The organism is Xenorhabdus sp. PB30.3 (assembly GCF_963895965.1).
Classification (GTDB): Bacteria; Pseudomonadota; Gammaproteobacteria; order Enterobacterales; family Enterobacteriaceae; genus Xenorhabdus; species Xenorhabdus stockiae.
In genome coordinates this window covers 1-7,348 of the sequence record NZ_CAWQMW010000041.1, presented here as the reverse complement: position 1 = coordinate 7,348, position 7,348 = coordinate 1, and the positions used below count along the sequence as shown (strand labels likewise).

General features: G+C 38.3%; 11 protein-coding genes. 4 read left to right on the top strand and 7 right to left on the bottom strand.

Features of this window, described 5'->3' with window-relative positions; translation table 11 throughout:
• Positions 1–120: 120 nt before the first annotated feature.
• Positions 121–1,206, bottom strand: coding sequence for a tartrate dehydrogenase (locus AACX38_RS03740; RefSeq protein WP_228865753.1), 1,086 nt, complete (start codon positions 1,204–1,206; stop codon positions 121–123).
• Between the two features lie 104 nt (positions 1,207–1,310).
• Between AACX38_RS03740 and AACX38_RS03735 the strand changes: the two genes are divergently transcribed.
• Positions 1,311–2,216: a LysR substrate-binding domain-containing protein gene (locus AACX38_RS03735; protein ID WP_228865752.1), complete on the top strand. Its 906-nt coding sequence runs from the start codon at positions 1,311–1,313 to the stop codon at positions 2,214–2,216.
• Between the two features lie 29 nt (positions 2,217–2,245).
• Here AACX38_RS03735 and AACX38_RS03730 read toward each other — a convergent pair whose 3' ends face one another.
• Both AACX38_RS03730 and AACX38_RS03725 read right to left on the bottom strand, forming a co-directional pair.
• Positions 2,246–2,788: a GNAT family N-acetyltransferase gene (locus AACX38_RS03730; protein WP_099121023.1), complete on the bottom strand. Its 543-nt coding sequence runs from the start codon at positions 2,786–2,788 to the stop codon at positions 2,246–2,248.
• Positions 2,769–3,074, bottom strand: a complete 306-nt coding sequence (locus AACX38_RS03725; protein WP_228865751.1) for a type II toxin-antitoxin system TacA family antitoxin — start codon at positions 3,072–3,074, stop codon at positions 2,769–2,771. The genes AACX38_RS03730 and AACX38_RS03725 overlap by 20 nt, the downstream gene beginning before the upstream one ends.
• Positions 3,075–3,292: 218 nt before the next feature.
• Here AACX38_RS03725 and AACX38_RS03720 point away from each other — a divergent pair, with 218 nt between their 5' ends.
• Both AACX38_RS03720 and AACX38_RS03715 read left to right on the top strand, forming a co-directional pair.
• Positions 3,293–4,228: a LysR family transcriptional regulator gene (locus tag AACX38_RS03720; RefSeq protein WP_228865750.1), complete on the top strand. Its 936-nt coding sequence runs from the start codon at positions 3,293–3,295 to the stop codon at positions 4,226–4,228.
• A 169-nt stretch (positions 4,229–4,397) separates the two neighbouring features.
• Positions 4,398–5,030: a LysE family translocator gene (locus tag AACX38_RS03715; protein WP_228865749.1), complete on the top strand. Its 633-nt coding sequence runs from the start codon at positions 4,398–4,400 to the stop codon at positions 5,028–5,030.
• A 174-nt stretch (positions 5,031–5,204) separates the two neighbouring features.
• On the opposite strand, the gene AACX38_RS03710 is transcribed toward AACX38_RS03715, so the two are convergent.
• From AACX38_RS03710 to AACX38_RS03695, 4 genes are all read right to left on the bottom strand, one after another.
• Positions 5,205–5,414 (bottom strand): hypothetical protein, encoded by a 210-nt coding sequence (locus tag AACX38_RS03710; RefSeq protein ID WP_228865748.1) that lies wholly within the window; start codon positions 5,412–5,414, stop codon positions 5,205–5,207.
• A 99-nt stretch (positions 5,415–5,513) separates the two neighbouring features.
• Positions 5,514–6,155 (bottom strand): CPBP family intramembrane glutamic endopeptidase, encoded by a 642-nt coding sequence (locus AACX38_RS03705; protein WP_228865747.1) that lies wholly within the window; start codon positions 6,153–6,155, stop codon positions 5,514–5,516.
• 129 nt (positions 6,156–6,284) lie between these two features.
• A complete protein-coding gene (locus AACX38_RS03700) occupies positions 6,285–6,428 on the bottom strand; it encodes an HTH domain-containing protein (protein WP_228865754.1) in 144 nt (47 codons plus the stop codon).
• A 2-nt stretch (positions 6,429–6,430) separates the two neighbouring features.
• Positions 6,431–6,811, bottom strand: a complete 381-nt coding sequence (locus AACX38_RS03695; protein WP_228865746.1) for a Fic family protein — start codon at positions 6,809–6,811, stop codon at positions 6,431–6,433.
• A gap of 24 nt (positions 6,812–6,835) precedes the next feature.
• On the opposite strand from AACX38_RS03695, the gene AACX38_RS03690 reads away from it, so the two are divergent.
• Complete coding sequence (locus AACX38_RS03690; RefSeq protein ID WP_228865745.1) at positions 6,836–7,171, top strand: hypothetical protein; 336 nt, start codon at positions 6,836–6,838, stop codon at positions 7,169–7,171.
• Positions 7,172–7,348 lie beyond the last annotated feature (177 nt).

Below are 7,348 nucleotides of genomic sequence, written 5' to 3'. Positions count from 1 at the left end.
TTTTTATTATGTCTTTAGCCAGTTTAATATACCTTATCTTCTTAAGCTGGCTAAAGACATAAATAATAAAAAACCGCTCTTTGAATAGTGAGCGGTTTTTTTAAAAAAAGATGATAAATTTTAATAATTCAAACAATCAATAATCGCTTTCCCGACCTGCTGTGTTGATGCCTTTCCTTTCATATCCGGGGTCACAATGCCTTGCGCAATTACCGTTTCAATCGCCGCTAAGATATCATCATGAGCATCCTGATAACGTTTATCTCCGTCACCTAAAAACTGTAACATCATGGCTCCGGCCCAGATCATAGCAATCGGGTTAGCAATATTTTTGCCATAAATATCCGGTGCAGAGCCGTGAACAGGTTCGAACAAAGAAGGGAAATTCCTTTCCGGATTTAAATTAGCAGAAGGGGAAATTCCAATAGTTCCGGTACATGCCGGCCCTAGATCGGAAAGAATATCGCCAAATAAATTGGAAGCCACAACAACATCAAACCGCTCTGGATTCAACACAAAGCGGGCACAAAGAATATCAATATGTTGTTTATCCCATTTAATATCAGGGTACTGTTTTGCCATCTCTTCCACCCGCTCATCCCAGTAAGGCATACTGATGGATAACCCATTGGATTTCGTCGCGGAAGTTAATAATTTGCGCGGGCTGCTCTGGGCTAATTCAAACGCATATTTCAGGATGCGATCAACACCACGGCGGGTAAAAACCGACTCCTGAATCACTACTTCATGCTCTGTACCTTCATTGAAGCGACCCCCAATAGCGGAATATTCCCCTTCAGTATTTTCCCGGACGACATAGAAATCGATATCTTCCGGTTTCTTATTCGCTAATGGACAAGGCACTCCCGGTAACAAACGCACAGGACGCAGATTAACATACTGCTGAAAATCACGGCGAAACTTAAGTAATGATCCCCAAAGTGAGATATGATCAGGCACGGTTTCAGGCCAGCCTACCGCGCCAAAATAAATAGCATCAAACTGCATTAATTGATTAAACCAGTCATCCGGCATCATTTTGCCGTGCCTGAGATAATAATCGCAGCTGGCCCATTCAAAATATTCAAACGATAAATGAAGATCCCATTTTTCAGCCACCACCTGCAAAACCCGAATGCCTTCAGGAAGTACTTCATGACCAATTCCATCACCCGGAATTGCCGCAATTTTAAACGTTTTTTTCATCGAGTATATCTCATTTATCAGGGTACAGAATTGACTTTCTGGATATCTTATAATTGACTGATTTGTATTCAATACTAAAAATGTAGAAACATAATTTACAATCTATGAATAATCTTCCCTTTTTACAGGATCTGCGCGTTTTTCTCTTAGTGGCGAAAAGAGCCAGTTTTGCCGCCGCCGCGGAAGAAATCGGTGCCTCTCCCGCTTTTATCAGTAAGCGCATTGCGATATTAGAGAATGTATTGAATGTCAGTCTGTTACACCGAACCACACGACGGGTATCTATTACAGAAGATGGTGAGCGGATTTATGAATGGGCGCAGCATATTCTGAATGATGTTAACCAGATGATGGATGAACTCTGCGAACTTCGGCAAGAACCCCAGGGAAAGATCAGAATTACCAGCAGCTTTGGCTTTGGCCGGAAGTTCGTTGCTCCGGCATTATCAGCATTGATCCAGACTTATCCACAGCTCGATCTTCGTTTTGATGTGGAAGATCGTCTTGTTGATCTGGCGACTGAAGGGATTGATCTCGATATTCGTATTGGTGATGAGATTGATGACAATCTTATTGCCCGTAAACTGGCACCAAATCGCCGGATCCTATGTGCATCACCGGTTTACCTTGCCCGTTATTCAGTGCCAAAATCAATTAATGAACTCCCTTCTCATGCCTGTCTGGTGATCAAAGAGCGGGATCATCCGTTCGGGATCTGGAAACTACAGAGCAGCACAGGAGTTCAATCAATAAAAGTTACCGGGCCGATGTCATCCAATCATGGTGAGATCATTCATCAATGGTGTCTGGATGGACACGGTATTATCCTGCGATCATATTGGGATGTTAGAGAAAGTATTAATTCAGGGGCTTTGGTACACATTCTGCCGGAATATTACCAGTCAGCGAATATCTGGGCGGTTTACGTTACACGCTTGGCTATGTCCGCCCGTATCAGAGTCACAGTCGAGTTTTTAGAACGTTATTTTAAGGAGCATTATTTGGAGTAAAGCCAACTTCATAATGACTATGTCTAAAGCTACCTTATAGCCGCCAATAAATCCTGGATCTTTAAAAACATAGGAGTTGTTCCATTGGATGCAGGAACACCTAGTTCAACAAACCCAAGAAGGGTATAAAACGCGACAGCATCAGGGTCTGCATCCAAAAATATCCCCTTAATCGGCATCACATTATGAACTTTAATGGCATGCTCTAAAAACTCCTGCATTAAAATATGACCATATCCCTTCTTTTGATGCTTAACGGATACACCCAACATCACCAAGCGAACGACGGAAAGGTCGCTTGGCATTGAACCAGTTATTACACCACTCAGTCTAGATTTTGCTAGCGAATAACCTGTAAAACTGCACACACCAAGTAATTCGCCTGTTTTGGTATCAATTAAGGCCTTAGCAACACAATTCCCGTTAGTGACATTACTTTTAAGACTGCTGCGAACGTAACGATTAATAATATGATTACCGCAATCAAAAGCTTTTTGGCCCGGATATATCATATCGCTCTGGTAGTTCACACAAATGTATTCAACCGCAATTTCATTTAGTGGCTTTTCCATCTTTGTTCTTCCTCATCAGAGCGCGTAAAGCAAGTGTTGGGGACTCAGGTTCAGCAATCAACATATTCAAAGTACGCCAGTTTTCTTCATCTAATTCACGACGCTTTTGGTTTTCCAGTACTTCTTCTGCTCGTTCAAAAGCCGCATTCAGGATAAATACACTTAAATCAACACCAGCAACTTGTGCTGCCTGACGCAAAGTTTCTTTCAATTCAGTGCTGGTCTTTAACTCTACACGGGCATTTTTCACCTCTTTATGAGGCTTTTTTACCGATATCGTTGCCATTTTAGTTACTCCAGTTAGTTGATAAAACTATATTTTATTAATTTAATTGTAGAATTATTCACCTATAAATGTTTATTTATCGTACTGCCGGAAGATAGCATCTGATGAGATAATAAGCAAATTTATACGGCCAATAACCGTATATATAACATATAAAAGTTAACTGACTATTTTACGATATTATTACACTTACCCACTGATCATATGGAAATCACATTTTGAATAATTACAAATTACTCCCTGCGCTGGTATCAATACTGAAAACACTTAACCTGACCGAATCTGCGAAACAGTTAAATGTTACCCAGTCTGCAATGAGTAAAACATTAAATCAGCTACGTGAAGATTTTCATGACAGAATTATTGTGCGGGAAGCCAATCAGTTCATCCTGACGAAAAAAGGGGAAAAACTGAAAGCACAACTTCCGGCCTTACTTCAACAGTTAAATAATCTGTATGCATCTGAACTAATGGAACCAAGCCTTTGCAACAGAAAATTTACCTTAGCCTCCAGCGATTATGTTGCTCAGGCAATTTTACCCTCTATATTGAGCCATATTGAAAAAGAAGCACCTAATGTAAGTATTGAATATAAACAGTGGCATAAGGATAACCTGTATAACTTAGCTGAGCAGGATGTGGATTTAGTAGCAACAATTGCTGATTCAGTACCCGATAATTTATACGGGAATTTAATGGCGGAAGACCCGCTTGTAGTGGTATTCAGGAACGACCATCCTCATTCTGATAACAATATGACGGTCAGCAACTATATTAATGGCCGACATATTCTCATCAGTGGCGGCGGAGATAAAAACAGCCCGGTTGATCAACAATTAGCAATAATGAACCGGAAACGTCGTATTTTCGCAACAGTTTCTTTTTTCCAGTCAGCCATTGAATTATTATTAAAAACGGACACAATGCTGACCATGCCACTGCATATCGCGTCTGATTTTTCTCAGCGATATGATTTAAAAATAAAAACTTTACCTGTTGATATCAAACCACAACAATACTATTTACTCTGGCATGCTAAACACCATGAAGACCCGGAACATAAATGGTTCAGAGAACTTTGCTTACCTTTAATCAAAAATCACCTTGAAAGGACGATAAAATACGGTATGAAATTAATTCATACCCACAAGTAGATTTATCATATTTACAAGAAGATTAATGGCATTAATATACTATCCAATCAATATATACCCATTCAACTTCAAGATGCGTGTTATATCTCCCCGCGACGCGGGGAGATATAAGGACTCGCCTCATATTATCCGTTGTAACTTGAAGTTTATCGAGTATAGAGGATGTGAAATGCCATCAATAGAAACACTCATCACATTTATTGGAATATCAACATTTTTATGCTTTTTACCGGGGCCGGATAATATTTTAGTTTTAAGTCAATCAGCCCTGAATGGACGAAAAACAGGTATATCCATTACCATTGGATTATGTATCGGGTTAATCATACATACATCTTTAATCTCATTAGGTATTGCTGCAATAATACGGGCAAATGCTATTGCTTTTGAGGTTATTAGATGGCTTGGTGTACTTTACTTAACCTATCTTGCATGGGGAGCTTTCAATGCAAATCCTATTTGCCTCAAGGATAATTCTAAATTTTTCAGTAAAAGCAGAAAACTTATTAAAAAAGGGATGATAATGAATTTATCAAACCCAAAAGTAATTATTTTCTTTTTAGCTTTCTTGCCACAGTTTATCAATAACCGTGAAGAAGCAATGCCTGTTTCACTACAATTATTATACTTAGGATTGATATTTGTCGGCGTTGCTTTTATTTCATTTGCGATGATATCTTACTTGTCTGGTTTTTTTCATAAATTTGTAGCTAATCACTCATCAGTACAAATTATTTTAAATAAAGTGACAAGTTTTATTTTTATTGGTTTAGCAATTAACTTATTAATGAGTCAGATTTGAACAGATATAGTTCACATGACTCATTAAATATGATTAAAAATAGGTTTATACACTTCGTCTTTCAAGTTGCCTCTTTGTTGGCTGCACTCGTTCACCCCGGTCACATAGTTATCTATGCTCCCGGTGACTCTCTCCCTTGCCGCCGTGATGCATCTTGAAATCCATTGTGTATATTTATGTAAACAGAAAAAACAAAATAACACATATAATTATAAAGATCGCTAAAACCGCAGTAACGCCAAAAATAACATTTAAAACATAAGCAGCTATAGCGGTAATTACAAAAAAAATTATAATAGCAATAATATTACCAATAACAAATTCTTTTAAAAAATCTAAAGTGAAATCCTTAAACCAGTTTTTTTCTTTCTTTTGGTTACTCATACGTTAGTTTCCTTATTTATAATAATGTTTGATTATTAGATTTAGTCACCGAAACTTAAAATATCAAATGGGCATGAAATTTCCATACCCTGAAACGAGTTAAAAATCATATAAAACAGCAAAAATATTATTAAGTGCATGTAGAACCATCGGAATAATAAGAGAACGAGTATGTATCCTTACATGGCATAGGATAACGGAAAATACGAATAACACGATAAAAGTACTGGGTGATGAATATTGCATATGCCCAGCAGAAAATAACAACGATGTCGTTATAATGGCTACCTGCTTTCCTCTTTCACCGTATCCCATTCCTGCATTTAGTAAAAAACCACGGAATATAATTTCTTCACTAATGGGGGCTGCAATACAAATAGCAATCACATGTAGGAAAAAAGTAAAAGTAGGTAGATAAACAAGATTTGAAGTCCAGGATTCTTCAATCCCAAGAATGCCATTTATCCAAATCAGAGCAATAATTGCCAGCACGGGTAGTACAAGATCCGTTAAACGTAACTTACCCATCGGCATTAAGTTAAATTTTTTCTGATAACTGCGCCAACAAATTATTGAATAAGGAAACCAGATCAGAAGGCTTAACACAGGGAGAGCTAATTCAGAACGATATAGTTCTACCGCATTAGGAAAGAAAATCAGCAGGAAAGACAAAGCAAACCAGCCGATATAAACTGCTATGCAAATTAATGAATGGGTAACTCTATCTGTGTATTGCATCATGCTTTAGGATAACTTCCGTTTAAATGATGATGTTATACCATGAAAATAGCTAATTTATAGTCGTAAAATCCTATTAGGATTGGGCTAATTGTTCGAATTCACAGGGAGCTAAAAGTGATCTAACGAAAATTAAATACAGCCAATTTTATCTAACCCCCAATATCCCCCTTTTTTCGCACCAACACGAATTAAATACCCACATTCCTGCAATACTTTAATATTTCGTTCTATTGTTCTAGGAGTAACGCCTAAATCATCAGCTAATTGAGATATTGTTATGGCTGGGTGATTGATAATAATAGATAGGATCTTTTTGCAGTCGCGTTCAGTTGTTGTGCATTTTCTTCCGACATTTGTACCGACATTTCTTCCGACTCTAAGATAGTATCCTGCTGTTCTGTATCAATACTTTCCTTAAGTGCTTCAGCTAATTTTTCCAGTATAAAATCAATAAATACCGTGCAATCACTGGTCTTATCACATTCTCTAAGCACCTGATAATATGCCTGCTGCTGATAATGAATAATGGTTTCAACCGGCAACCATGCCAACTCCGAGCGCCATTCACTCAAAATTAACGTTTGCCATAAACGGCCCATGCGACCATTACCATCAGCAAATGGATGATTATCAATATTGGCTGAATCCTTCCTCACTTCATACTTATTGGCAGGCTGCGAATGAGGAAATGGAACGGTGAAAGCTTGCTGGCTGAAGAAAGAAAGCGCGAACAAGAGCGGCTTGCAACATTAAAACGGCTCAATGCGGTCTTTGCCGCAAAAGAAATTCACTGGAAAAATGCGAAGACATACAGTGAACAAGGCCATGCCAGCGTTTACGATAAAGCGGTCAGAGAAATAAAAGATCTGTACGCGGCTTATCAGATTAATAATGCATTGGCCGAATTTGTGACAATTTATCAGGTATTTGCTAAGGGTATAGAAAGAAGAAGAACATTAGTTCAACGACTGGAATTACTCAATCAGGAAATTAATAAGTATCAGGGTAGTATGTAATTTAATTCCCCGTCCTTTTGTGGCTGTTTTGGACAGTGAATACAATGAGCAGGATAATTTCCTACTTTAACCTGAATTCTGGATAAGAAATTGACGAGAGGCCTGTTCCAGGAGCAAAGTTTTGGTGAAAGCCTAAAACGACTCCGGGGAGGAACAGGCCATGGACAAGTTAGTTGA

What these genes read in the sequence shown, in the direction of transcription:
- AACX38_RS03740 (WP_228865753.1), bottom strand. Translation starts at nt 1,206, where the DNA reads ATGAAAAAAACGTTTAAAATTGCGGCAATTCCGGGTGATGGAATTGGT.
- AACX38_RS03735 (WP_228865752.1), top strand. Translation starts at nt 1,311, where the DNA reads ATGAATAATCTTCCCTTTTTACAGGATCTGCGCGTTTTTCTCTTAGTG.
- AACX38_RS03730 (WP_099121023.1), bottom strand. Translation starts at nt 2,788, where the DNA reads ATGGAAAAGCCACTAAATGAAATTGCGGTTGAATACATTTGTGTGAAC.
- AACX38_RS03725 (WP_228865751.1), bottom strand. Translation starts at nt 3,074, where the DNA reads ATGGCAACGATATCGGTAAAAAAGCCTCATAAAGAGGTGAAAAATGCC.
- AACX38_RS03715 (WP_228865749.1), top strand. Translation starts at nt 4,398, where the DNA reads ATGCCATCAATAGAAACACTCATCACATTTATTGGAATATCAACATTT.
- AACX38_RS03710 (WP_228865748.1), bottom strand. Translation starts at nt 5,414, where the DNA reads ATGAGTAACCAAAAGAAAGAAAAAAACTGGTTTAAGGATTTCACTTTA.
- AACX38_RS03705 (WP_228865747.1), bottom strand. Translation starts at nt 6,155, where the DNA reads ATGATGCAATACACAGATAGAGTTACCCATTCATTAATTTGCATAGCA.
- AACX38_RS03690 (WP_228865745.1), top strand. Translation starts at nt 6,836, where the DNA reads ATGAGGAAATGGAACGGTGAAAGCTTGCTGGCTGAAGAAAGAAAGCGC.